A 25,467-nucleotide genomic window follows, 5' to 3' on the forward strand; every position below is an offset into this window, starting at 1 on the left:
GCAAAAAACCTTTGTAATTCCAAAGGTTTGAGGGTATACCCATACATCTGATCCACTATTCACCCTGCCTCCACCACATGCCTTCCGATTTCGGGCTGGTATACTCGAACCCAAATGGAGCATATAGACGATCAGCCGGAACATCCGCCAGCAGACTCACCAGCGCACGGGCAGGTACGTTCTCCTTCAGATACTTCATAATCTCACTCATGATGAGCTTGCCATACCCTTTTCCCTGCTCATCCGGGTGTACAGCAATATCTACCACCTGAAAGAAACAGCCACCATCTCCAATCACTCGCCCCATGCCTACCAGCATATCCTCTTCACGCAGACATACCGCAAACAGACTGTTCGGCAGTCCAATCTCTGCCCCTTCTCTGCTCATCGGACTAAGACCAGCAATCTGCCGCAGAGCAAGATACTCCACTACTGCGGGAGGTGTGTGTTCAATATTCACTTGATCCATGAAAGATGCTCCTTTCCAATAAAGAATACATACAATACTTATAAAAAAATTACATGTTTTAATTAGCTCTTAGCTACCTAATCTCTTTAGTATATCAAAAAGTCTCCTGAGATTTGACGACTCAGGAGACTTTAAGAACTAAAATATTATGGTGTTACGGGGGCGCTAGCTACTGAAATATTACCTGCCTCGTCGACACCTTTAATTTTTATATTAACTAGTCCATTAGCTATTTCTTGTATTTCAACATTAGTATACGATTGTGTCTTTAATATCAACTCATCGTTCAAATATATCCAATATTCCTTCACAGCTACATCATCTGTCGATGGTTCCCAATCCAATACAAGCTTACCGCTCTTTTGAATTACATTTACATTTTCAGGAGCTGTAGGAGCAATAAAATCAGTTGGGACTACTTTAGTAAGCATTTCCTGTTCTTCAGGAGTTTTATTCTTAGATTGGGCTTTTGGTGCTGCCGTTGCCTTCGAGGAAACTGCTGCCTTAGCCGTAGACATTCCCGTAACATTAACTGGAATATATGAATTAGTAGTTAAACCGTTGCCCAATTGCCCATCGCTGTTTGACCCCCATGCCAACAAGTTATTATTGGACAAAGCCATACCATGACTTGTTCCAGCGGCAATGCTCTGTACAGAAGTTATAGAAGCAACCTTACCTGGTGAATTTGTAGCATAGTATCCTCCTGTACCTAACTCTCCGGCATTATTTGATCCCCAGCTATACACTGCAGTTGAAGTTCTGGCCAAACTATTAAAGTTACCTGTTGAGATTTGGCTAATACCAGATAAACTGTTTATTCTAACTGGAGTTAGCCGCTCAGTATTGGTACCATCACCTAACTGACCATTATAATTGTACCCCCATGCCCAGACAGTGCCGTCCTGCTTTAATGCAAGTCCATGGTAGAAACCTAAGGAGATACTTTCTACTCCTGTTAATCCTGCAATTCTGATTGGAACATTCTTTTGAGCTTTTGTCCCATCTCCGAGTTGGCCGAAACCATTAGCTCCCCATGCCCAGACTGTACCATCCGATTTAATCGCAAAACTGAAGAAAGCACCTGCACTAATTGATTTAACGCCTGATAATGTTGGAATTTTAGTCGGAGCATATTGACTATTATTATGTCCTAGTCCCAGATCACCATAGTAGTTACTCCCCCATGCCCAAACTGTACCATCTTTTTTCAGCGCCAAAGCATGACTTGTTCCGGCATCGATAGCTATGACAGAGTCTAGACCTTCTATTTTCATAGGAATATCCTGCTGCCTTGAATTTGTATTCGCTAATTGACCATTCATATTACTTCCCCATGCCCAAACTGTACCATCACTTTTAAGTGCTAAATTGTAGTCTGGTCCAGATGTAATTGAGGTAATAGAATTCAGGGTGGGAATTTGAATCGGTGTTTTGGTAAGATATGCGCCCTTAACACCTAACTGCCCCATTTGATTATATCCCCATGCCCATACAGATCCATCACTTTTAAGTGCGAGTGAATGACTTTGTCCTCCCGACATCTGTCTAGTAAAAGACTGCTCGGTAGTAACAGTTACACTATTACTTGAAGTAGAAATATTGCCTTGATAATCTTTAGCCTTAACGGTAAAGGTATATGTCTGACCAGAGGCTAAGCCGGTGGCAGTATAATTAATAATGGATTCCAAAGATTTACCGTCTACTGGCAGTGTACTAAACAAAGTTGAACCTGAATATACCAGATATTCTTTTACTGCGTGGTTATCTTCTGATTCATCCCAGTACATTACTGCCGTAGAAGAGGTCTTACCTGCAATTCTAAGTTGTTCAGGGGCAGTCGGAGCAACCTTATCCACTGGATAATTGATTCCATTCACTAATACACGTGTAGGTTGCTTCGTAGTTGTCCCATTCCCTAATTGCCCATACATATTAAATCCCCATGCCCATAAAGAACCATTTTTCTTGAGAGCGAAGCCATACATTTCACCAGCCTCAATATCTGTAGCCCCTTTTAAGTGGGCTGCTTTTACAGGAGATGGACGCTTCTGAATAGTTGTTCCGTCTCCAACTTCTCCATAGTAGTTATTACCCCACGTCCAAACTTCCCCATTATTCGTTAAGGCCATACTATGCGAGTAACCTGCAGCGAGTTTGATGACGTTATTCAGATTCGGTATTTGAGTTGGAGTTGGGTGATCAATAAAATCTCCCAGACCTAATTGACCAGAGTCATTCATTCCCCAGCTCCAGACAGTTCCATCGCTTCCAAGAGCAAGTCCATGTAAATTAAACATATCAATTTGAACAATGTTTGATAGACCTGCTATTTGAATTGGAGAGTAGTGAATTGTACTAGTTGAGGACTTGTAACCAATCGCTCGACTTCCATCTCCCCATATCCAGACAGTTCCGTCCTCTTTCAAAGCCATACTGTTATAATAACTTCCATTGATCGCAACGACATCAGTTAAACCTACAACCTGAACTGGTTCAAGACTATTATAAGGTAACTTACCACCGACTCCGAGTTGACCTAAGCCGTTATGTCCCCATGTCCAGATGGTTCCGTCTTCCTTAAGTGCCATGTAATGTTGAAGGCCTGCCGAGATGGACACCACTTTCTCTAATCCTGGAACTCTTGTAAGGGGAAGACGTTGATCAGTATAGTCATTAGCCCCCCAAGTCCACACAGTTCCATCTGGACGGAGTCCAATATTCTGTTTTAAACCAGTAGAGACCATTGAAAAACCGTCCAGAGTCGATATTCTGGTAGCACTTGTACGGTTGGCTGTAGTTCCGTCGCCTAACTGGTAGTTGCTGTTAAGCCCCCAACCCCAGACTTGACCTTGCTGATTCCACGTAAAGGTATGGTCTCTATAGGCCGAGACAGCCAAATTATTCGTAAAGAAAATAAGAGGCTTGCTGTTTTCTGAATAATTCTCAGCTTTATCTATCGCTACGATTGAGATAGACTGCATTTCATTAAGTGTGAGATTGGTAATCGTGAACTTGGTATCTGTAGTCTCACCCAGAAGTGTATCGCCATTGTAAATTTCATATCCCTTTATGCCTGACAAAGTATCTTTTGCAGGAGACCAGCGTATTACCGCGGTTGACCCCAACTGACTTACTTTGAACAAGTTCTCAGGTGCAGCAGGCGGAGTAAGGTCAATCTTCACCTCTGCTTCCACTGTTGCACTTACATTTCCCGCTTTATCTAGTGTGCGAGCATAAACTTTGGTGATCCCTTCTTCCTGAACAGGGAATGAATTAATGTATTCCTTCCACTCCAAACTGGAACCTACTCTGTATTCGTACCCCTTTACCTTACTATCTTCGTCTGTACCTTCATCAATTTCCACGTAGATTTCGTGACTTCTCCAATCTTCATACTGCAAATAAATTTTAGGCACAGATGGAGGTGTTTTATCAAATTGCAAAGTGAATTCATCTACTTCACTTATATTACCGGCATTATCAAGAGTGCGAACGTAGACCGTTCTAAACTTTTCACCGCTTACATCAAAAGGAACTGTATAATCAGTCCAAGTTCCTCCCTGATCCAATCGGTACTGAGATTTCATGACTCCACTTTGTTCATCTGAGCCATTATAGATGGTGACCAAATATGTAGAATTACTCCATTCTTCAGGTTTATAACTAAAATTAGGAGGAGTTGGTGCGGTTGTATCAATACTGATCTTACTTTTTTTGGTTTTCTCTAAATTACCGTCAAGATCGCGGGAACGATAATATATAGCACTCTGCTCCTCTATTGCCGTAATTGGAGTTGTATATCTGGCCCAAGTCAGCCCACCATCCAGGCTGTATTCAGTATAATCAACTGCTGATTGAGTATCTGTACCTTGAAGACTCATCGTAACAGGGCTTAGGTAGTATGAGTTCTGTCCTTGCGTTCCTGTAACTTGAATCGTAGTTTCAGGAGGGTTTGTATCTTTTTTAATTGTAAACCTCAACTCTTTAGGTGTCTCCACTCGGCTATTGTTACTAACCGATTGATAGATGATGTTATATACTTTCTTATCTGAAAAAAGAATTGGTTGAGTATAGGTAGACCATGTATCTCCATCATTTAAGCTGAATCTAGTTATAGATACGCCTGAACCTGTATCCTGAGCAATCAATTCCAATTCAACGGCACCATAGTAGATACCATTACTGCTTTTATTCCCTTTAATATTATGTGTAGTAATGGGGGCCCCTGGTATATCCGCTGCATATGAAATGCCTACTCCCCCAAAAAGGGGAGAGAGCAAGGATATAATCATGACCAATGCTATTGTAGCAGCAATATTACGTCTCAAGCCTCTCATGTTCATCCTCCAAAACAATTTAAATTTCTGATTTCTTAACCTTATGCCATGACTTTAACAGTAACACTGGTGGAATATAAGCTGGAATCATCCATTGATACGATAAATCTTTCAGCAACTCACCTTGCAAGAATTGTCCATGCTGATTCAATTGCATCTTCCACGGACCGCTAGCCATTGCTTCTCCCTGATCTACAAGTTCACGTGCAGCGTCATAGGTATACTCTTGGCCTTTGTTTCGTTCGATCTCTTCGAGCGCAGCATCATATAGTCGCTGCTGCTCTTCTTCCTTCTCTTGGGTAAATTCAGAGTCATAAACTACGGAGAAGTTTAAGCCCTTGAATTTATGTTCATCGACAACTTTTTTAAACAAATCCGTAACGAAAACCTTTACAGTAGCAGTTTCTTTTATTTTGAACATATACGTATCATCAGGTATTTTGGAGAAATCAAACACCAATTTATTAAAATCTGCCCACTCTCCGTCACTAAATGTTCTTACATCAGAACGAGTCCAATCCACACAATCAAGGACATTTGTAACATTAACAACATACAACTCTAAGTCATCATGAATTAAAGGTAAAAATTCTGCCTCTCTGGAGATAAAGGCTTCAAATATTTCTTTTACAGTCTCTTTCATAATTGTTATTCCTATTAATAACCTAGGAAAATCATTATATTTCTTTTTGTACAATGTTTTAACTTTTGCGGGGGTCCAAATTCCACTTTTAGTATCTCCATTAAAATCAGAAACCAGTTCATGTTCCCAATCAATAGTATTAAGATCCATACTGCTATCGTTATTTCTTAATTCGTATACCTTCATAGAATCACATCCTCTTCATTTGAATTATATTTTATAATTCATCCTTTAACTTATGGTACATAAGACTCCCCGTTTTTACCAAGGTTCCCTATTCTTAATCTTTTTGACATAAGTTCTCCACGTATCCATTCAAGTTGTTCTTCCACTTTCTTTTTGTTATTTTTTACTGGTTGAATTCTTTCCAGTACGAATTCATAATAGCTAGTTGCATGTCCTCCGTTATGTGTCGCCATTGATGTTCCATCAATAACTGTAGTTGCTTTTCCTTTGTCTTTAGGCAAATACACTCCATTGGCAGAAGAGTTAAGATCTATGTCTAAATCTTCGAATATCTTTTGCAACTTCACACAGGGAGCCTTTGTGCAACCTACCGGCACTATATGATGCGCATCCCAGTCCTTAGGTCTCTTCATACCAGTGGATTTCTCAATCTCCTTAGCCAGCTTATCACCATTGCTACTTCCCTTCTCTCCAGTAGTTTTGGTCTTTAGGTTTATATAATTGCTGATATCACATTCCTTTTGAAGATTGTGTGTTAGAATTCCTGCTTCAGAAACATAGTAGGTGTGGAAGTCACTAACTGTAAAATTATAAACTTTTACAGACTCATACTTAATTTCAATAGAACTAATTTTTTCCAAGGAACCATCTTGGAGTTCAACATGATCACCGACAGCTAACTCATCCACTGGTACCCAACCACGATTTTTTATCCAGAATGGATGATCTCCCGTTGACCTAAGACTTGTTTTACCAATCTGCAGTGTGAAAATTTCCTCTGCCGTTGTATTAAACAGCTGCTCTACAGGTTTGTAAGACTGTATGCCTTTTTCAGTATCCTTAGCAAGAACAAGATCTCCTATTTTAATTTTCTCAATAGGAATTTCACCATTCATAGTCTTGATTAAGGTCCCTTCTGGCATACAACCACAAGTATTGTTGTATACCCTCTTAACAGTCTTGAATCCTGTTATTCCATTCCCTGCAATTGGAATAATTGCCCCTGCGGACCATAACGCGTCGGCTATATTGCCTTCTATCAAATAGATTACTCCATTAATCCCATCAAATGGTTCGCCCAATATAGGAATCATTCCAACATTTTCGATAGTGCAATGTACTAATTCTGACCCTTTAAGATCTTTACATAGCACAAGATTTGCTGACCCTTCCCAGAATTGTTGCATCCCTGTTTTGCCATATATTTTAGTAAACCAGGCATTATATTGGAGGTCATTATGACTGATTGTTGGTTTATAAACATACCTATTGAAATAAACTTTACATTCCGTACATAGATCCTGCTCTCCAGCCTTGATAAGCTTTTTATTCATTTCATATTTCCTTGGAGGGAGCGGCACTCTATTCAATTTGAGTGAAGGATCATTAGAGACAACAACCGTTGCCATCTGTGTATCTTTACGGTTTCGATCCTTATCATTGTACCTGTGAATAATAATATCGTATGACCCATCTTTGGCCCAATACGTATCTTTTCCTTTAATTTTTGCATATCTTGAGAATAGTGCTTTATTCTTGTTAAATGTTTCTACTTGACCATTCCAAACGATTGGAACTTCATCACCTTTTTTAAAATTACCTTCTTTAAATCCGGCATAAACAAGTTGAGCATCGCTTTTCGTTCTAACTTCAAAATACAGTTTTTGATTTGGAGTCTTCACGCGATAGTATATTGTAGCTGAGTTATCTTTTGCTCCCGGAGTTGCATCTAACGACTCATCATTTCTGGCTCTGGCACTCGCCTTAGCCATTGTGCGCATCGTCGTTACAACTTCTTCTTCTTCTTCTTCAGGCCAGTTCTGGTACTCCACTCTGTTAATATCAACAGCCAAATCATAGATATATGACTTAAACGTGTTTTTGAATTGTCCGGACGTTACCTTAAGGTAGTATGTTCCAGGATACAGATCCACTACTTGCATGGACTCGGAATTGGAAACACTCAAAGTAAAGCCACGCTCATCCTCCAGAATGCCTTCACCTTCGGACAGTACAATACTTAGTTGCTCAGGATTACTCAACACAATTTTGTAGTAATCCACATCATAAAGAGAAGAGATGGACAAGGCATTGCCGGATTGATCCTGGGTGATAACTTCACCAAATGGAACAACCTGCGCTGTTTCTCTTGTATTATGTGCCATACTCTCTACAGTCAGCTGTGCACGTAATCCTTGTGCAGAACCAAAGTTGCTTACAGCCAAGTAATAGGTAGTACCTGCATTCAGACTCACTTCCAGTTTGGAGAATAAATCTCCATAAGGCCTGTATCCTTTCACATCATCGTTGGAATCCAGGAGTCGTTCCATTTCTGGATCACTATATAATGCAAGATGTGTATCATTCACTTCATTACTACCAGGGTAGTATGATGTGAAGAAACGATATTTGCCCGTTGTGGACGGAGTAAATTGAAGGTATGCTTCCTCGCCACTTGGTTTGGATAGACTTACTGCTTCACCTAGTTTTAAAGAATCAAACCCTGTCTGACCTGCAGCAGTAATCTGAAGTCTGGCAAATACCTTTCTTTTATTTGCTTCATTTACACGAACGTAATACGGTGTTCCAGCACTTAGATTAACAATAACTTCTGAATAGACAGACTCTCCTTTGTCATCATTATATCCGTTAGTAATCGGTGTCAGCATATCTGCATCGGAGAACACATTTAATTCTGTATCATTATTTTTGGAACTCGCACTGCCATTATATCTGCTTGTAGCAATTCTGAATTTTCCGTTACTCGCAGGGATAAATACATACACATTGCTATTACCGGCTTGTTCATTAATATCTTGAGGTTGGTTTAGATAGATATAAGGGATACTTGAACTAACAACATCTGCTGTTATTCTTGTACGTAACGGTGTCGTATCAAAACCATTTACTTTCACATAATAAGTCTGCCCACCAACAAGACTGATTGTAATTTCTGAAAATACCGAATCATTAGCATCATCATTAGAAGCCATTTGCTTGGTAAGCTGGAGGCTTGAATAAATAGACAACTCTGTATCAACATCAGGACCTGATCCTTGGTATGCACTAGTGCGGATACGATATACCCCTGTTGTAGCTGGTCTAAAACTATATACTTGATCTCTGCCCGCAGGCTGATCTATATCTTCCGGCTTTGCTACGAATAGTTCGGGAATAGTTGTTGATGACTGAATTGAAGCAAATGAGCTTTTGCCTCCAGCATATACCGCTGCCACTTCAAGTTTATACGCTTTTAAGGGCTCAAGACTGCTGAAAGTATATGAAGATGTATTGACTGTTCCTACTTCTTTTCCATCCAGTCTTACTACATAAGATGTGGCATCTGGCATGGTGTTCCAAGAGAGTTTAATACTTGTTGCATAAGGCACTGCCTCAAGCCCTGTCGGCGCTTTGAATGCTTGTGCTGTTATATTGCTTAGCGTAAGTGTATATGGCGATGTACTGAACTGACCACTGAAACCAGTAATTTTAATGTAATATGATTTGGTAGCCGTCACTTCAAAATCAATATGTTCAGTGATGCCAGTTCCATTAGAAGATTCACCTACCTGAATCCCCGACTCATTATAGATATCCATTTCGTAGTCTACAGAAGAAGGTATATCTAATGTTATTGAGATTTGTCCATCCTTATCAGCTGTCAATTTGTAATAGTCAATATCACTACTGGAAGAAATATATGAAATATAGCTATTTCCTGGATTAACATTTTTTGCTGTAAGAATTGTATTATTGGGTTCATACGTATCTTGCCCTGATCCTTGTTGTGCAACATTAATGATAAATGTGTCATCGAACTTACCTGAAGTTACACCTGGATAACGATACTTGATATAGTATGTTCCGGTTGGAGTTGAAGTAGACGTACGCCAAGTGTAAGGTATGTCTACATTTAAGCCTGGATTGGATATGGTTTGTGATGCAATAATGTTATTTGGATTAGAAGCAGCAGATACCTCAACAATAATTTTGCTATGAGGGTTATTCCCATTCTGATCACCCTCTAGCTTAAGCGAAACGGTAACTGTTTTCCCAGGCTCGATTGTAGCGCCGTTATTTTTCAGATCATATGAAGCTGTTGTAATCTCACCTTCCGGCTCAACTGGGATCACCGTATTCAGTCCAGATAAGTTTTCTTCTGAGAGGGGTGCAATTGAACCTTCAATGACATTGGCTGCTTTAGCCACATTGACAAGTCCGCGGCCAGTTTCATGAGTATCTTCTAAAGGTGTAACTGTTTCATATATCCTTTGAACAACTTCCTCACCAGTCCAAGAAGGATTATGGCTCCATAACAAGGATGCGGCACCAGTCACATGTGCAGCTGCGTTGGAGGTCCCTGAAGAAACTCCGTATGCACCATCCATCGTGGTACTAATAATGCCAAAGCCGGGAGCAACCAAGTCCAGTTCACTACCAGTGCTTGAGAAGTCGGCTCTGTGATAGGAATAATCAACAGCACCTACTGCAACCACTTCAGGATACTTGGCAGGATATTTAATTGTATCTTCTCCTAAACCGCTGTTACCCGCTGCAGCCACAATAATGATTCCGGCTTCCTTCGCTCTCAAAATTTCTTCATGTAAAGCTTCGCTATATTGGGACGATACAAAACTCATGTTGATAATATTAATGTTGTTATTGATCGCCCACTCTATACCCTGAATGACCGAACTTGTGTAACCATTACCTGTACCATCAATCACTTTAACTGCATATAGCTCTGTGGATGGAGAGATACCCACTACTCCGATTCCATTGTCAATTGCTGCAATCGTGCCTGCTATATGTGTACCGTGCCCTTTGTCATCTGTATAGCTGGTCGATGATTCATCAAAACTTACGCCTCCAGCAATATTTAGATCTTGATGATCAACAGCTCCTGTGTCAAATACTGCCACCTTAACAACACGATCACCAGTACCCTTTTTGGACTGAAGCATGTACGCACCTGTTGAATGAATTCCCCAAGGGATGGTTTGCGCACTCTCTTTTACTGATTTATCTTCTACTTCTGTTACATTGTCAGCTGCAATCTCAATCGGTTTGTCCTCTTCTATTGATTCTATCTTAGGATCAGACAACAGAAGATTAACTTCTTCAGTATTCAGCTCCATAGATAAAGAATTTACACTTTCCAAACTTTTCACATTATATAGATCAAGTTTGTACTCGATGTCACCAGTCGAGCTAGTCGGTTCTTCTGACATTAAGCCTTGAATTTTCATACTTTTCTGGTCTGCCGACCCTCTATAAATGCTTTCAGTTACTGAAGGAAGCTGAACCGAGTATTCCTTTTTCAGCCGAACCAAAAATTTGGAACGAGGCTTATTATTATGTACATCTCCAATAACGCTAATATTGTTTAAAACATCGCTAACATCATTCTTTGGAGAATCTACTTGAATTGGTTCTTTAGGCAGTGGGATAGTTTCTTCAACAACTTCTTCTTCCTCCTTCTCTGGTATTTCCCCCTCATTGGTTATATCACTATCGACTTCCTCAATCGGTACAGAACCCACTTCGGGGTCAGTTGATGTGTCTTCTTGCGAGTTCTGCGTAGTTACTGGAATTGAAGTGTTCCCATTACCACCTCCTGAAGCAGCAAAACCTATTGCAACTTCAAAATTTCCAAGCAGAATTGAAAATGTTAAAACTAATAAAAATACACGTTTTAGACTTCTCAAACAATATTCCTCCTAATCCGACTTTTACTACCACATTTATACAACAACTTAGCAACCTCATTAATGATAGATATTGTAATCAATTAAATCAATCGCATAATTTGTCGATATTTGTAATTAATCGTCGAAAATAACGAAATTGTGAGAATATTTTGGATAAGCCTGCGTAAATATCTTATGAATCTTTGATTTGACTTTGTGCCCCTTTCTGCTTGAATTCATCTACTTCCTGTGTAATAGTGAGAGAAAGCTTACGTGAAGCGTGTTTCAAGATACGTCAAGCTGGTGCAAAGGAGGAACAAGTGTGTTGCAACGTTGGTTGGATGATTTAACCTCGCGCTCAGGCACGGAGGCTGTTCTGCTCGGCATCATGGCTGTGCTTCTGGGGATATACATATGGTCTGCCACGGAAGTTCGCCGCAGCCACGAAAGGCGAATGCGAAGGATACGAGATACATTATACATATGCACAGCCCTCCTGGGACAACTTAGCATCCGGGAAACTCGAAAATATGAATGCTCGGAACATGAACATAATGAACTGTTAATTTCCATGTTGGCCTGCAAAGCCGCACCCTGCCTCTCTCCTCAGCTTCAGGAACAGGTCCGTGACTGCATTAAGGAACATGATCCTGCCAGACTCGCGCTGATGCACAAAGCACTGGAACGAGAGTGTACAGCGTTATCGGATGAACTCACCCGAGATAATCAGGCAGTGCATTGGGGAAGAACGATCTGGAAGGTTCTTCGTCCCGTAGCTGAACCAGCGGCCGTAGTTGCCATGATAATTCTAATCTCAGATCTGTTGTTCCGTCAGCGGATGTTGGACGTTTCGTTAGACTCCTGGACAAGTGTCTTGCCGTGGGTTCGCGCGGTTTCCCTGATGATCACCATTATCTATGGTTATCTGCTCTGGGTCAGTCCACGTCAGAGTCCTCCGGGTACGATAATCAAAACGCTCTCCTTGGTCATTGCGCTGTGCTCCTTGCTCCATCTCATTGGACTTATGGCAGCTCCATATGCCCTTGGATTACAGCTAATTTTGTTCACCTCGGGTTTTGCGCTTACGGGAAGTCCTTCTCGAAGTGATCGTCCTTATGCGGGGCACACCGAGATGGATGAGAATATACGCGGCAGTAACGAGAGCTAAGCGAATGAACCCTTGAGTGAGGAATGCAGCAGTTACCCTACACCCCGCAGGTCAGGGACACTACCCGAAAAGTCGATTCTGGGGCTAATAGCGTTCACTCCAAAGGTGGGAACCATTGCACAGCAATCCTGAGCGCACAAAAAAAAGGCTGTCCCAAGCCATTGTCATGACTTGAAGCACAGCCTTTTCAGAAGAATAGCCTTTTCATATAATTAGGTCAGCCAGAATTACTGGTTGGCTTTTTTGAATAACCGCTTTAAGTTTAGATAACCGTCTTATGGTCGAGTCATTCGGAAGAACGCGACACCCTAAATGAATGGAATGAATCCACCTCGTACTAAGAAACGTTTCTCCCATGGCCCTCATCTACCTGACTCTATCCTTTCGCGCTCGCATTCGATCCGCGCAGTGAACGGGTTGAACTGCTTCGTGCAGTGCTGCCGGATTTGGAGGTGCCTGAGGGCGTGTTTTCAAAACGCTTGCGTTCGGTCCGCTCCATCTGTACAATCTGCCCTTCGTGTACCACGATGTGCAATGAACCAAACTCCATGTCATTCAGCTGTCCGGCAATTCGGTCCAACCATACCTCATCCACTTTTAACGGCTTAGCCATAGAGCCGCCTCCTCTTCTCGGGCTACTGCCCGCCATATTCCTACGTGCGCTGTCATGCAACTGATTTATAAATCATTCTTATCCAACCTATATACTTGGTTTATACATTAGCAGGGCTTCCAGTAGCTGTCAATCGCTATTTCCAACAAGCTTCAAGGAAATTTTCCGATCTCCAAAAAAGGACCCTTCCCTGGGTAGTGGTTCAGGTTATTCAAGCTTTTCCCCCTTTCTCCAACATGGTTCTATCTCCAAGCCAGCTCTTAATTAGTAAGGTCGTTAATGCCAGAAACAGGAGCAGCGAAGCCACGGCAAACGAAGCCGAGAATTGATATTCGTTATACAGAATCTCAACATGCAATGGCAGCGTGTTCGTCTCCCCTCGAATATGTCCAGACACGACAGATACCGCTCCAAACTCCCCCATGGCACGAGCATTACACAGAATAATACCGTACAATAGTCCCCATTTGATGTTGGGCAAGGTAACATTCCAGAAGATGCGCCACCCGGAAGCTCCAAGTGTAACGGCCGCTTCTTCCTCTCGGGTTCCCTGATCCTCCATTAGCGGGATAAGTTCCCTCGCTACGAAGGGGAACGTAATAAACAACGTTGCAATGACGATTCCAGGCAGTGCAAATATGATTTTGAACTCATGTTCTGCCAGCCAAGGGCCAAACCATCCATTCGAACCAAAGATCAATACAAAGATCAACCCGCCCACGACAGGCGAGATGGAGAAGGGAAGATCAATCAGTGTGATCATCAAGCCCTTGCCTTTGAACTGGAATTTGGTAATGACCCAGGCAGCGGCCACTCCAAATATCGTATTAAGTGGCACCGTTATCGCAGCCACCAATAGTGTGAGTTTCAATGCAGACATCGCATCCGGTTCGGTCAGAGCGGCAATATAGACACCCCAGCCCTGCTTCAATGCCTCCATAAGCACGATCACCAACGGTAAAATAAGTAACCACAACAACACCAGGCTTGCGAGTCCAATCAACAACCATTTGACCCATGGAGCTTCCGTCGTTGCACGGTTCGTTCCGGGGCCAGTTCGGACGGGTGGAACAGAATTCAGCGGAACAGAACCCGCCATACGCTACACCTCCTTCGGTTTGGGTAAGTGCGATCAGTTTACGACCGATTCGAGACGCCCAGTATTTTGAGCTGCTGAGTGGAAGAGTATTCCGTCCGGGTCACCAAGACTTGGTATCCCGCACGACGGAACGGAGGGATTCCACACGTTTACAGTGATTCACAATGGAATCGTTACGCCCTGCCCGCCTTTCGACTCCAGCGTTGCAGTGAATTAATGATCAGCAACAGGATGAACGAAACCAGAAGCAGAAGCAATGCGACCGCCGTAGCGCCTGCATAATCGAACTGCTCCAGCTTCGCCATGATCAGCAGGGGCGCAATCTCCGTTTTCATCGGCATATTGCCTGAGATAAACACAACCGAGCCATATTCACCGATCCCTCGGGCAAAAGCCAGAGCGAACCCAGTTAACAGCGGCGGAATCAGGTCCGGCAGCAGAATGGTACGGAATATTCGCCATCTTCCTGCTCCCAACGTTGCAGCAGCTTCTTCGACTTCCGCCTCCAGCTCTTGCAGAACAGGCTGCACCGTTCGAACCACGAACGGGATGCCGATGAACATGAGCGCCAGTGTAATCCCGGCCTGCGAATAAGCAAGCTTGATACCCAGAGGTTCTACCCACTGTCCAATCCAGCCATTACCGGCATAGATCGCCGTAAGGGCAACCCCCGCTACAGCTGTTGGTAAAGCAAAGGGCAGATCAATGACCGCGTCAAACAACCTTTTGCCGGGGAACTCGTATCGAACAAGCACCCAAGCCAGGAGTAGCCCCAGCACGAGATCAATCAGGGCCGCTGCACCTGCGGTCAGGAAGCTGACTTGAAAGGAAGCCAGCACCCTCGGATTGGTCGCCACCTCAATCAGGGTTGCCCATGTCAATCCGGTAGAGTTAAACAACAGTGCAGCGAGTGGAATAAGCACAACCAGACTCAGGTAGAACACACTGTACCCCATCGTTAATCCAAATCCCGGCAATGTACGTCTGCGGGCCACCATTGCCTTGCTCATGCACGTTCATCCTCTCTGCCTTCAGTCGGTAGACTGGTTAGCCGCTTACAGCGCAATTAATCGGTTGTTCAATGGAACAGATGGGTGACCACCCAAGCAGAGCAGAAACAGCATCAGCTACCTGGGACATAGATCTGGTCAAAGATTCCACCGTCATTAAAGTGTTTGGTCTGAGTATCCCGCCATGTCCCGAATACGTCTTTTAGCGTAAACAGCTCAATAGCCGGAAACTGATCCTTGAATTTCTCCTTCACGCTATCCAGCGTTGGTCGGTAATAATTCTCTGCAGCAATCGTCTGCCCTTCTTCGCTGTACAAATATTTCAGATAGGCGTCGGCTACATCACGGGTTCCTTTTTTGTCCGCATTTTTGTCCACGATCGCAACAGGCGGTTCAGCCAGAATACTGACGGAAGGCACGACAATATCGAATTTGTCCGGGCCCAATTCTTTCACAGAGAGGAACGCTTCATTCTCCCAGGCAAGTAGCACATCACCAATGCCACGTTCGACAAACGTCGTCGTAGATCCGCGAGCACCCGAGTCCAGTACAGGCGCGTGTTTGAACAACTCACCCACGAAGGCTTTGGCCTTTTCTTCGTCATTGTTGTTTTTCTTGAGGGCATATCCCCATGCCGCCAGATAGTTCCAACGTGCACCGCCCGACGTTTTGGGGTTCGGTGTGATGACCTGGGTATCGCCTTTGATCAGATCATCCCAGTCTTGGATACCTTTCGGATTACCTTTGCGTACCAGGAACACAATAGTCGATGTATACGGGGAGCTGTTATGCTCATATTTATCCTGCCAGTCCGCATTAATCAGACCTTTATCTTCAATCGCATCAATATCGTATCCTAATGCCAGCGTGACTACATCCGCGTCCAGACCATCAATGACCGAACGACTCTGTTTACCCGATCCCCCATGGGATTGCTTGATCGTCACTTCCTGGCCTTTCTCTTTCAGCCAATGCGCCGCAAACGCTTGGTTATATTGCTCATAAAGTTCCCGCGTTGGATCATAGGACACATTCAGCAGCTCGATGGCCTTGGCCCCTTCCGTACCACCTTCAGCTCCCCCGATGCTCCTGCTTCACTGGACCCGCCACGATCTGATCCACATGCAGCCAGTACTCCTGTTAACACCAGCGCCAGACCAACCAGAATACCCTTGTGAACTCTCTTTTTCATGAATAACACTCCCCCGATATCAATCTGCATGACTACCTCAGGCCGGCTAAACAGTTTCCCGCACCAAAAAAATAAGAAGACGGAGAAACACCTGCGCAATTCCCTCTCATAAAGTCATGCCGGCTATGGCCGTGTATGCTTCATCGGAAATGATGCGCTGTGGTGTTCCTCCGTCTATACGGTGAGAACGTTATTCTGTTTTTGTTAATGTATTATTCCTACCTGTTTAGTGAGTTATATACGTATAATAAAGGCAGTCTATATACCTGTCAAACGTTTTTTCCGTTTTTTACCGAATTTCTGTACCATTGGCAAATAAAAGAGGAACAACGAACGATTGTCCGTTGTCCCTGTCAGCGAATCCCAACATTCGCTGTCTATTCCAAACATGAACCGAACTGGACTGCCATGACTTGTCCATATCTTGTCTATTCCTTATCTGCCCGCATACCGAATATTGGGCACTGGCGGTGCGTTCATGCCTTCTCCCAGATAGAAACCGGTATGCGGCGGTTGGTTGTAGGCTACATTTTGCCAAGCGATACCCAGACGATACACCGGATCATGCATCAGCGTGTAGATACGTTTGTCTGTAACCGCTGTTGTGGTATAGATCCGTAGCGCTGAACTGTCATTCGTACGCCATACAACTTCCTCTCTCCAGTCTCCGAACAGATCAGCCTGTAGATTCGGCGTAGACTTCGTTCCGTTATTGGAAGATACACCCGAAGCGGTGAGCAGATTCACGGTTCTGCTGTTGGCATAATCCCACTTGTCGATTCGGTTGCTGTCCAGCAGTTCACGAAGCAGATCACCATCCCACCAAATGCCAAAATTCGTAGAGGAAGGCAGGGTTGTCCCGAGTTTCTGTCCTTTGGCTGAATACAGACTACCGTCTGCCCATACTTCAGCTCCTCTGTGTCTCGGATCAATATCTGCGGCCATGCCGCGGCCAATATCCTTCGTTGTTTTCACACCCCAGATTAACTGTCCTGTACGGGCATCACGGAACTCCACCCCGGCATTGGATGGTGTCTCATGAACCTGGAATACTTCAAGTCCGGCACGGTCAGGGTCCAGATCACTCAGATGCATTGCATCCCCATGGTTCAGCCTCGTGGTGTACAATCCTCTTCCATTGTCATCCACCGCCATGGCGCCATAGATGATCTCGTCTTTACCATCACCATCCACGTCAGCTACACTCAGATTATGATTACCTTGACCCGCATAACCGGAGTTGCCCGACGTATTGGAATCAAATGTCCATTGCTTGGTCAGCTGTCCATTCCGCCAGTTATAGGCTACGAGCACGCTCCGCGTATAATACCCACGTGCCATAACCAGGCTCGGTCGCTCCCCATCCAGATACGCAATGGCTGCGAGAAAACGATCCACCCGGTTGCCATAGTTGTCTCCCCAATCCGAGACATTGCCACGCGCCGGTTCATAATTCACGGTGGAGAGTGCCTTGCCCGTCTGCCCATTGAAGACCGTCAGGAATTCGGGGCCGGATAATACATAACCGCTGGAATTACGGTAGTCTTTGCTCGCATCACCAATAGCTACGCCAGTGCCATCTTTGGTGCCGTCAGCCGTTTTCATGGCGACTTCAGCTTTGCCGTCACCGTCCAGATCGTATACCATGAACTGAGTGTAATGAGCACCTGCGCGAATATTTTTGCCCAAACTAATCCGCCAGAGGCGCGTTCCATTCAATTTGTAGGCATCAATAAACACTTCTCCGGTATAACCGCTCTGGGAGTTATCCTTGGCGTTAGAGGGGTCCCACTTCACGATCAGTTCATACTGACCATCGCCATCCAGATCCCCTGCACTCGCATCATTGGCGCTGTAAGTATAAGCCACCCCATCGGGCGTTGTCCCACCAGCAGGTACATGGAGTGGTACGGAGAGATAATTGTTGCCCCACACACTTGCCGCTGCTGAGACAGCCTGCTCCGTTCCACTGACTACAGCGCGAACCGTGTATTTGGAACTGCTTGTCCCGCTTGCATCCTGAAGATTGGTGCTGTTCGTTATGGGCGATGCGTTCACCTTGGTTCCATCCCGATAGACGTTAAACGATACATTCGAACCTTCCGTACCCAAGAGTCGCCAACTGACAAACACACCTGTCCCGATCTTTACAGCCACCACACCGCGATCCAGAAATTCCATCTGCCTTGCACCCGCTGCATGCGTTACCGACGTGTTGTCCAATCCAAGCGAAGTGATCAGTAACGCGGAACTCAACAAGGATACCCCGGCTGTACGTAATATACGCTTCCACAGTGATGATCGATTTCCCATAAACAATTGCCTCCCCAATTGTATTGGTAAGCCCGATGCCCTTCTAGCGCCATCTTTAATGTAAACGCTTTAATATATTCATTTTAAATTAAACATTTAATTCCATCTATAGGTCTAATTTAGTAATTAAATGGTGAGTACATAAAAAAGCTGCAAAACCATGTGTTTCTCCATGATTTCACAGCTTGCGGGCCACTTTTTAGATGTACTATCCCAGTTACTTGATCGTATTTCATATTGCATTTATACCACAGGCGCAATACATACCGGACGAGGTAATTCCAGCTTGAATCCATTATGCGTCAGTCGTCCGTCTTCTTCACTGATATGGAAACCTACAAGGTTGTTGCTGTCCTGGTTCGCTACCACCAGAATGCCCCCCTTCAACAAGTTGAAGTTACGCGGTGTCTGACCAATGGTCGATGTCCACTCCACGGCCTCCAGTTCTCCACTCTCCTGATCAATATGATAGAGAACGATACTGTCATCTCCCCGGTTGGATGCATACAGGAAACGTCCGCATGGAGATACCCGGATATCCGCCGCTGTCCCGTCCCCTTTGTGCCCTTGTGGAAGTGTAGAGATATGCTGCAATGTAGTGAACTCACCTCTGCGCTCATCATACATGAATGCCGTAACCGTGTTGTTCAATTCATTGATGACATACGCCCACTTCGAGTTGGGATGGAAAACAAGATGTCTTGGGCCAGCCCCTGGCGGTTGATTCGTCTCCCGATGTGTAACCAGACGTCCCTCTTCCAATCGATATACGATAATCTGGTCCAGGCCAAGATCACATACGACCGCATACTGTCCAGACGGATCTGGCTGGATGGAGTGTGCATGAGGTCCTTCCTGACGTTCAGCATTCATTCCACTTCCGGTGTGCTCAACCCATGCACTCATTTCACCTAAAGTACCCTGATCCCCTACCGGGAATACGTTCACGCTACCGCTGCCATAGTTCGATGTGAACACCCATTGTCCGTCCTTGGACACGGACACATAACAGGGTGAATCACCTCGGGTCTGCTTGCGATCCATCAGGTGCAACTCACTCGTTGCCGCATCTATGCGATACACCAGCACCTCTCCCTTGTCTGTTTCACTTGCCACATACAGACCATTTGCGTCTGGGCTCAGAGCAAGATAAGAAGGATTGTTCACACCGTGCATACCATGGACGACCCGCATCTCACCTGTATCCGTATTCAAAGCACATCGAAATATGCCTGGCTGATCCATTAAAGCATATGTGCCTGTATAGAAAAATGTTTCCTGCGTTGTGATCGGTTCCATATCTAAATCTCTCCCTTATCCTAGAATTTCATAGTCTCTTTCTTCCCACTGTTTTCTTCCCACTGTTATGTACTTACCCAATTCACGGGCAACTGCTTCATTTCCTGTACCATGGATTTCCATATCGCTTCATTCCGAGAGCGCTCTCATATCGGTCATTGACTCCCTTATCCTCACTCACCATAATACAAAGTATGAGACCTAACAACAGACCACCTCTACAGCGTAAATCGGACGGATTTCGTATGCAAAAACTCATTGTGCTCCCAGATCCGCTACTGCAAGAAACCGCAGCTTATCCTGTCACGTCCGGGTTATACGTTACCGATATCGGTTACTTTCACGAGGCCGAACATCATTATCGTGATCGTCCCAATGGTTGTGAATCACATATTCTGATGTACTGTGCCCAAGGCACAGGCTGGTATACAGTGGATGACAGCAAGACATATGATGTTCGCCCAGGCAATCTCGTCATATTACCCGCACATCAACCTCATGTCTATGGAGCCCATGCAGCGGAACCCTGGAGCATCTACTGGATTCATCTACGCGGGGAACACGCTTTATCCTACATTGAACCCCTATTAGCCCATCATATTACGACCATGCCTCCGGCCAAGGCTCAAAAGTGGCTTGAGCTTTTTCATGAGTGTTACGGCGCACTGGAGACCGGTTATTCCTTGCAGACGATGACATATCCCTCCCAGATTATCGGTTATATGCTGGGTATGCTTGCTTATGGACCTGAGACAACAGGAACAGATCGTGGGATCGTGAGCAGCAAACGTGCGGCGGAACAATCCGTGCAATATATGCTGGAACATCTGGAGAACGGGATTACCCTCAAGGAACTCGCGGCACATGCCCGGCTGTCTGTCCCCCATTACGCCCAGTTGTTCAAACAAGCTACCGGACATTCGCCCATTGATTATTTCCTACGACTCAAGATCCAGCATTCCTGTCGTTATCTGGATTTTACCAACTGGACCGTGAAACAGATCAGTTCCGAGCTTGGATTCAAGGACCCGTACTATTTCTCTCGCCTGTTCAGCAAAATGATGGGACGTTCGCCCACGGATTACCGGAACACATCAAAAGGGTAGAACATTTCTAAACCATTGGAAAATTCCAGCAACCTTTTGAAGAGAAGGGTCGTCTATAGGGGCAAATAACTTTTATATAAAGGGATTATCCTTGGAAAAGTGAGGCGACATTGACATGAAGAAAAACATTCTGGCGACATTCACCGCGGGAGCACTGCTCACGCTCTCTCTAAGTGCAGGACCGATCCATGCGGATCAAGCCCAATTCACAGACATTCAAGGTATCGCAGGCGCGGACAAAATCGAATCTCTCCATCAGGACGGATTCATCAAAGGCGTGAGTGACAGCATGTTCAAACCTGAACTGGAGCTGAACACCGCTCAGGGCATCCAACTCATTGCAGACGGACTGGATCTGAATCTGGATACGATACGTTTTATCAAAATGCCAGTGCCAAGTGACTACTTCTCTGCTGTAAAAGATGGCGTATGGTACAGCGATGCCTTTATCCGTGCCCAATATAACGGTATTAAGATGCCACAGGATATTGATCCGTCCAAACCGCTTACGCGTGAGCAATACACCCTGTTCCTGATGCAAGGCATTGAGGCCAAAGGCGGTCTGCCCATGATCAAAATCAAACCTGTGGACATTGCAGATGAACAGGAGCTTACGGCTGAGTATCAAGGTGCTGTCCAGCGCTCCCTGGTTCTCAAAATCAATGAACTGGATGCTGAAGGCAACTTTAATCCCAAACAATCGATTACCCGTGCTGAAGCAGCCATTATGATGTATAACGCAATCGAGTATATGGACTCGTTCCATGCACCGCAAATCCCGGAAACCCCTGAGAAGTAATTTGATTTACAGAGAAGCTGCACTGGCGGCTTTGTCTTCCTCAAGCAAATCTTCCTATGAAAACAAACAGCGCAAACAGCCGTACCTTCCTTTAGCAGGAAAGTACGGCTGTTTGGGCTGAACTTTAGAATATATTATCAGTTATATCACACTGATCGAAGTGTCCGCTTTGGGCTTAGAAAGAACCTTTGACCACAACATCGGACAACGAGAAGCGTCCTGACGGGTGAGCTGGCTGTGCCGCTTTACCTACCGTGATCAACATGGATGGCAAGAAACGTGCAGGGATATTGAATGTTTCGATCAGTTGTTGCGGGTTGTATCCACCGATTGGGCAAGTATCATACCCCAGGGAGCGTGCAGCAAGCATGATATTTTGCGCAGCAAAGGATGCATTGCGAATCGCCTCATCGCGAGCAATTTGCGGGCTTTGGTAAGCACGATTAATCTGCCCCACCAATGCGTCACGAATTTCAGCAGTCAGTGCGCCGGCTTCCACAGCCTGGTCATAGATCACGGTGTTACGGTTTGCTTCCAGATCTCCAAGAACAGCAATCGTAAGGGAGCTTTCTACAATTTGACTTTGACCGTAAGCAATGGGCAGTAATTTAGCTTTGTCTGCTTCGGATTCAATCACGAGGAATCTCCAGTGTTGCAGGTTCCATGAAGATGGTGCTTCCGTAGCTGCTGTCAAGATTGCGTTCAGATCAGCTTCAGGCAATACAAAACCCTTTTCGTACTTTTTAACAGCATGGCGTTTGCTAATGACGCGAAGTGTTTCATTTTTTTCAGTGCCTGACATGTGTTCCACTCCCTAATTTCTGTTTTGGGTATTCTACTTTTACGTTCGCAAGGCGATCTTGAAGTTAACTTCCCCAAGGTCTTGCCTTCCGAAAATAACATCAGCGCAGACGATCTCCCCATCTGTGTTCACGTTATGCCCGGAATCGCCTGAAACCATCCCTGGATCTTCACCGGAGCATACGCCCATGCCATAACCAGTCCATCATGAACCTGTCCACCATGCCTGACATAACCAAGGTCAATCATGGGACCCATTGCGTAAAATCCGTCAGGACTTCTCCTTAGCAGGCAATCCATTAAGCGACAGAGGATGTACCTCCCCATGACCTATACGCTGCTTCACATCCTGGATGGATATTTGATCGAAATAAACACTCAGCGCCTCTTCGCCTCCGTCGTAGATACTCCCCATCACATCCTGCATATTGGAAGATACAACACACGATGATCCGGATTCCCCTGAACACCAGTTCGGACCCAGTGAACCACCAGCTACGAGTCTGTACAGTTCTCCAAGCTTGATCTCTTCACTTGGACGGCTAAGCAAGTATCCACCATGAGCACCTTCCTTGGTCGTCAGGTAGCCATGTTTGCGCAGAACACTAAGTACCTTGCGGACTCTGGCCGGGTGCGTACCCACACTTTGGGACAAGTCTTCACTATTGGCCATACACTCATCTCTCATCGACAAAAAAACAAGACAATGCACCGCTATGGTAAATTCGCTGTTCATAACTTACTCCCTTCCCGGCATACAACACCGATGAACTTCAACCCAAGGTAAGTATAACTGTCATTATATGAATAACAGTTATGTTTGTCAACTTTCACCCAAGCTGGAGACCAAACGTGATTTTTTCCTGTTATACCAATACATACAGCCCCCAACGGGAATCAAGCCAAGATATACATCCCATCTGTATTTCAATCCAAAAAGAACAAAAAAGTGAGCCTTTCGCGTAGCGAAGGGCTCCAATAAGATAGACATATGAAAGGGCTTACGTGATTATTATAATCGGTAATCTTCATTTTGAAAACGCTTTTTTTGTAAAGTGTATCATTATTTAAAATTATTTTTTTTCGAGCTGGATTATAACTCGCTATTGCCAAAACTAATGTAGTTAGTTATTATACTAATATCATTAGTTTATAGGAGGATTTATCATGCGAATTACACGAGAATTCGATGTTGTTCAAGTCACGTTCCTTCCGAGACTCTTCCCTGTGAACGTATACCTTGTTGAAGAGGAAGAAGGCTTCACCCTGATTGATGCTGGAATGCCATTCAGTCTCAAAGGAATTCTGGCCACTGCTCAATCCCTTGGCAAACCGATCACCAAAATTATTCTGACTCATGCTCATAGCGATCATATTGGTGCACTGGATCGTCTCAAAGAGGCGCTGCCCCAAGCGGAGTTCTTCATCTCCAGACGGGATTCCCGGCTATTGGCGGGAGATACCTCACTGCTTCCAGGTGAGCCACAGACCCCGGTACGCGGCGGCGTGCCCAAAACCCAAGCGGTGCGCACCCAGCCAGACCACTTGCTGGATGACGGTGATCAGATTGGTTCACTGATCGCCATCGCCTCACCAGGCCATACGCCGGGGCATATGGCCTTCATGGATACGCGCAGCCGCGTGCTTATCGCTGGCGACGCGTACCAGCTGCACGGCGGCCTTGCCGTATCCGGCCGCTTGCGCCCGCTCTTCCCGTTCCCCGCGCTAGCGACGTGGAACCGCGAAGCGGCTCTGGCCAGCGCGAAGCGCCTGGCGGAGCTGGAACCGTCCGTGCTGGCTGTAGGCCACGGACGGTTGCTGCGCCAGCCCGCGGCCGCCATGCGCGCGGCAGTCGCCGATGCACAGCAGCGGCTGGGCCTTGCCGGGGGGCAACTGTGAGCCCCCGGCAAGGGCTGGATCGCGGCGCTCTGCTTAGCGCTGCGGTCCAGATCGCTGACAGCGACGGCTTCCAGGCGCTGACCCTGGCCGCTCTGGCCCAGCGGCTGGACGTGCGCTCGCCGTCGCTCTACAACCACATCAGCGGGCTTCCCGGGCTTCGCCAGGAACTCGCGCTGATGTCCGCACAACAGCTTAGCCGCGCATTAACCTCGGCGGCAGCTGGCGTCGCTGGCGACGATGCCATTCAGGCCGTCGCTGCGGCATATATAGGCTTCGTCCGTGAGCATCCCGGACTGTACGAAGCCTACTTTTATGCCCCCGATCGCTCAGAACCCGAGCTTGTCGTCGCCACTACGGATGCGCTGGATCTGCTGCTCCGTCTGTTCCAGCCCTATCCGTTAAGTGAAGCGGAAACGCTGCATGCCGTTCGCGGCTTACGTAGCCTGTGCCATGGCTTTGCCTCCATGGGTGCGCAAGGCGGCTTCGGTATGGATTTTGATCCAGACGAAAGTCTGCATCTGACCGTATCCGCATTCCTGCACGGACTTCGGCACCTTCAGGAAGAATAGTAACATCGTATGGCGTCATCGAAAAAGGACTGCAGAGCCTCGGCAGTCCTTTTCACATATAATTGTCACGACAGTCGGTCTCTTCTTCATCTTAACCGGGATATACCGGGTTATGTTCGACTCGGAGAATCGATATCAATTCTGCTATAGATCGGATTACCGGTATTGAAGCACTTCCCGACACGAACTCGATACGATTCCTTCTGGTCACGTTACGATCCTTTACGATCGTTCCACACCTATGTCCCAGCCCACTGTGTGCCCCTTGCCG

General features: G+C 45.4%; 18 protein-coding genes and 1 pseudogene. 5 read left to right on the forward strand and 14 right to left on the reverse strand.

Annotated elements, in window-relative coordinates; translation table 11 throughout:
• Window positions 1-55: 55 nt before the first annotated feature.
• From C0Q44_RS03100 to C0Q44_RS03115, 4 genes are all read right to left on the reverse strand, one after another.
• Window positions 56-469, reverse strand: a complete 414-nt coding sequence (locus tag C0Q44_RS03100; RefSeq protein ID WP_105406016.1) for a GNAT family N-acetyltransferase — start codon at window positions 467-469, stop codon at window positions 56-58.
• A 146-nt stretch (window positions 470-615) separates the two neighbouring features.
• Window positions 616-4,809, reverse strand: coding sequence for an RCC1 domain-containing protein (locus C0Q44_RS03105; protein ID WP_181150834.1), 4,194 nt, complete (start codon window positions 4,807-4,809; stop codon window positions 616-618).
• A 19-nt stretch (window positions 4,810-4,828) separates the two neighbouring features.
• Window positions 4,829-5,638, reverse strand: a complete 810-nt coding sequence (locus tag C0Q44_RS03110; protein ID WP_105406018.1) for an imm11 family protein — start codon at window positions 5,636-5,638, stop codon at window positions 4,829-4,831.
• A gap of 50 nt (window positions 5,639-5,688) precedes the next feature.
• Window positions 5,689-11,346 (reverse strand): S8 family serine peptidase, encoded by a 5,658-nt coding sequence (locus tag C0Q44_RS03115; protein ID WP_105406019.1) that lies wholly within the window; start codon window positions 11,344-11,346, stop codon window positions 5,689-5,691.
• A 304-nt stretch (window positions 11,347-11,650) separates the two neighbouring features.
• Here C0Q44_RS03115 and C0Q44_RS03120 point away from each other — a divergent pair, with 304 nt between their 5' ends.
• Entirely contained in the window at window positions 11,651-12,496 is an 846-nt protein-coding gene (locus tag C0Q44_RS03120; protein ID WP_105406020.1) for a hypothetical protein, read from the forward strand.
• Window positions 12,497-12,872: 376 nt separating this feature from the next.
• On the opposite strand, the gene C0Q44_RS03125 is transcribed toward C0Q44_RS03120, so the two are convergent.
• The 7 genes and pseudogenes from C0Q44_RS03125 to C0Q44_RS03150 form a co-directional block, all read right to left on the reverse strand.
• Entirely contained in the window at window positions 12,873-13,109 is a 237-nt protein-coding gene (locus tag C0Q44_RS03125; RefSeq protein WP_105406021.1) for a YezD family protein, read from the reverse strand.
• 211 nt (window positions 13,110-13,320) lie between these two features.
• Complete coding sequence (cysW, locus tag C0Q44_RS03130; protein ID WP_105406022.1) at window positions 13,321-14,208, reverse strand: sulfate ABC transporter permease subunit CysW; 888 nt, start codon at window positions 14,206-14,208, stop codon at window positions 13,321-13,323.
• 173 nt (window positions 14,209-14,381) lie between these two features.
• Window positions 14,382-15,218, reverse strand: coding sequence for a sulfate ABC transporter permease subunit CysT (gene cysT, locus C0Q44_RS03135; RefSeq protein WP_105406023.1), 837 nt, complete (start codon window positions 15,216-15,218; stop codon window positions 14,382-14,384).
• A gap of 113 nt (window positions 15,219-15,331) precedes the next feature.
• Window positions 15,332-16,410: pseudogene (locus tag C0Q44_RS03140) on the reverse strand (sulfate ABC transporter substrate-binding protein).
• A gap of 289 nt (window positions 16,411-16,699) precedes the next feature.
• The gene (locus C0Q44_RS30695) at window positions 16,700-16,831 is read right to left on the reverse strand and encodes a hypothetical protein (RefSeq protein ID WP_258166149.1); all 132 of its coding nucleotides are present in this window, start codon (window positions 16,829-16,831) and stop codon (window positions 16,700-16,702) included.
• 14 nt (window positions 16,832-16,845) lie between these two features.
• Window positions 16,846-18,723, reverse strand: coding sequence for a rhamnogalacturonan lyase (locus C0Q44_RS03145; protein WP_105406024.1), 1,878 nt, complete (start codon window positions 18,721-18,723; stop codon window positions 16,846-16,848).
• Between the two features lie 243 nt (window positions 18,724-18,966).
• A complete protein-coding gene (locus tag C0Q44_RS03150; protein WP_105406025.1) occupies window positions 18,967-20,022 on the reverse strand; it encodes a lactonase family protein in 1,056 nt (351 codons plus the stop codon).
• 245 nt (window positions 20,023-20,267) lie between these two features.
• Between C0Q44_RS03150 and C0Q44_RS03155 the strand changes: the two genes are divergently transcribed.
• Window positions 20,268-21,128, forward strand: coding sequence for an AraC family transcriptional regulator (locus C0Q44_RS03155; RefSeq protein WP_181150836.1), 861 nt, complete (start codon window positions 20,268-20,270; stop codon window positions 21,126-21,128).
• Window positions 21,129-21,243: 115 nt separating this feature from the next.
• Window positions 21,244-21,927, forward strand: coding sequence for an S-layer homology domain-containing protein (locus tag C0Q44_RS03160; protein ID WP_105406027.1), 684 nt, complete (start codon window positions 21,244-21,246; stop codon window positions 21,925-21,927).
• Between the two features lie 175 nt (window positions 21,928-22,102).
• Here C0Q44_RS03160 and C0Q44_RS03165 read toward each other — a convergent pair whose 3' ends face one another.
• From C0Q44_RS03165 to C0Q44_RS03170, 3 genes are all read right to left on the reverse strand, one after another.
• Window positions 22,103-22,729, reverse strand: coding sequence for a nitroreductase family protein (locus C0Q44_RS03165; RefSeq protein WP_105406028.1), 627 nt, complete (start codon window positions 22,727-22,729; stop codon window positions 22,103-22,105).
• 128 nt (window positions 22,730-22,857) lie between these two features.
• Window positions 22,858-22,986, reverse strand: coding sequence for a hypothetical protein (locus tag C0Q44_RS30700; RefSeq protein WP_258166150.1), 129 nt, complete (start codon window positions 22,984-22,986; stop codon window positions 22,858-22,860).
• Window positions 22,987-22,999: 13 nt separating this feature from the next.
• Window positions 23,000-23,464 carry an Rrf2 family transcriptional regulator gene (locus C0Q44_RS03170; protein WP_105406029.1) on the reverse strand — a complete coding sequence of 155 codons (465 nt, stop codon included), beginning with the start codon at window positions 23,462-23,464 and terminating at the stop codon, window positions 23,000-23,002.
• A gap of 431 nt (window positions 23,465-23,895) precedes the next feature.
• Here C0Q44_RS03170 and C0Q44_RS03175 point away from each other — a divergent pair, with 431 nt between their 5' ends.
• Both C0Q44_RS03175 and C0Q44_RS03180 read left to right on the forward strand, forming a co-directional pair.
• Window positions 23,896-24,627: an MBL fold metallo-hydrolase gene (locus tag C0Q44_RS03175; protein WP_181150837.1), complete on the forward strand. Its 732-nt coding sequence runs from the start codon at window positions 23,896-23,898 to the stop codon at window positions 24,625-24,627.
• A complete protein-coding gene (locus C0Q44_RS03180) occupies window positions 24,624-25,196 on the forward strand; it encodes a TetR/AcrR family transcriptional regulator (RefSeq protein ID WP_105406031.1) in 573 nt (190 codons plus the stop codon). Before C0Q44_RS03175 ends, C0Q44_RS03180 begins: the two co-directional genes overlap by 4 nt.
• Window positions 25,197-25,467 lie beyond the last annotated feature (271 nt).

The sequence above is a fragment of the Paenibacillus sp. PCH8 genome, assembly GCF_002968835.1.
Classification (GTDB): domain Bacteria; phylum Bacillota; class Bacilli; order Paenibacillales; family Paenibacillaceae; genus Paenibacillus.